This window comes from Porphyromonas levii DSM 23370, from assembly GCF_000379925.1.
GTDB lineage: Bacteria > Bacteroidota > Bacteroidia > Bacteroidales > Porphyromonadaceae > Porphyromonas_A > Porphyromonas_A levii.
Genome location: NZ_KB904222.1, coordinates 1 through 1873, shown reverse-complemented (window position 1 = coordinate 1873; position 1873 = coordinate 1). Strand labels below are relative to the sequence as shown.

The window sequence follows — 1873 nt, the reverse complement described above, 5'->3', positions numbered from 1 at the left end:
CAGTACCTCCTTGATAGCTTGCAAAAAGGCTCTACGCAGATTGCAGGAGGTCTTCTCCTTGCTAATGATATCATCCTCTCATCGCCCTCCTCGGGCAAGGTGACGGCAACCCTATCAGGTAGTGCGGCAGAGGGACATAAGGCATTGCGACTAGGCATACAGGACGGCAGCAAAGAGTTTACCTCTCTGCAAAACGATGGGCGAGGGCATATTGGACAGCTGCACTTTGACGATGACCGCATTGTAATAGCTCCAATCGGCGAGCTCTCAAAGGCGTTTGTACAGTTTGGTCGCAATGTGATGTCGCAAACAATACAGGAGGTGCTGCGCAATAACGACTACGACAATACAGAGTCCCTCTCTGATATGTCTACGTATGCAAATACAGGAGTGCCCATATCATCGTCAAACAGTTGGACGAGGACTTTTTATGTAAACAAGGATAGCACTATAGTTACAATTAGTGCTATGTTAACATCTGAGCGCACGGAAGGTGGAGGTACCGGAATACTTTCGGGTATTTACGACAAGTCTGTTCGCTTACTACTTGACGGTGCGTATGTGGCTGGTTTCTCTGTTGCTCCGAACATGGCTGCGGGTAGTGTATTTTGGCCGTACAAAAGAGAGAGGGTATATTACTCTGCGACGCTGTCAAAGGGTACTCATACAATTAAATTAATGAGCACTCCTCGACACGCTACAGCAACAGATATCAAGGTGCGACATCAGTATCGCACCAACTATCGACAGACGAGCTTTGGGGAGGGTGGTATGCGCATCTATGGCGGCAAGGACAGCCTCGTGGACTTTAACCACAATCACCCCAGCGGCACGGCGTTTGGCATGATCCGTGGCGGTCTCGATGTCGATTACATCGAGACGTCTGGGGCAGTTCTGGCTGGGGCGCAGTTTAATGCTAGTGGTAGCTGTGTTAGACAGTTCGGGAGATACGCCAACAAAGTAGGGCAAAATAGCGCTCAAGCATATTATAGCTACTCAGCTAAAAGCTTTACTGTATACCACAGTATCGGACACTCCAACTACGTGCCAATGATAACTATGTCGCAAGCGGATGCCGCACGCATCCCAGCGGTTAGCAACATACAGGCCAATAGCTTTGTGGTTCAGACGTACAGTGGTTTCTCTCTTGATAGAGCCTCTTTTAACTATGTGTGCTTTAAGGCAGACTAAATAAAAACCCCTATCGAACAGCATCGATAGGGGTTTTTATAACTGAGATAGATAGCTTACTGCTCGCCTTTCTCCTTTAGCGCTTTCCATTGCTTAGTAGTGCACGGAATGGCCGTATATGCCTTGTGGAATATCTCATATACCTTTGGGTAGTCTCCTGACTCGTAAGCTGCAAGGATGTCTTTTTTCGCCTGTTCCATGACGGCGTTAGGTATGTACGCAATGACAGGCTCCAGCCCGTATTCTTTGTTAGTTCCGGAAATGTAGATATTGCGAGCATTGATAAAGTAGGTATTGAGCGTGCCATCTCTATTGATAACCTGCTCCCCCCACATCTTGATCCGTGCGTTCTCAAAATCCTTTTGCTCATCGCCGATAGCAAGTGGGGAGTTTATGAGACCGTCCTCGGTGTCCATGAAGAACGCTTGTGCATCCTTAACGACCTCAAGCGGTGTATATACAGGTTGTTCGTCTCCCTCGATAATGGGGAGGGATGCCCTAGTCTCTACGTCCATAGCTCTAGTAGTTTTGTCAACGTTAATGTACAGCATTGCTCCTTGTTCCAACACACGTGGTTTGTCCTTTTTCCAGCACCCAGTGAGTGCAACTGTGGCGATAGCCATCAAGCATGTTGCGATAATCTTTTTCATGTCTCTCTATCTTAAAGTGTGATACTAACTTA

2 protein-coding genes are annotated in these 1873 nt (G+C 47.5%); one reads left to right on the top strand and one right to left on the bottom strand.

The genetic code is table 11. The features are described from left to right. On the top strand, positions 1 to 1191 hold a 1191-nt coding region (locus A3GG_RS13580), incomplete at its 5' end, for a hypothetical protein (protein WP_033408130.1). 56 nt (positions 1192 to 1247) lie between these two features. Here A3GG_RS13580 and A3GG_RS0101485 read toward each other — a convergent pair. Beyond that, on the bottom strand, positions 1248 to 1841 hold the full coding sequence (locus A3GG_RS0101485; protein ID WP_018357561.1) for a hypothetical protein: 594 nt from the start codon (positions 1839 to 1841) through the stop codon (positions 1248 to 1250). Positions 1842 to 1873: the final 32 nt, after the last annotated feature.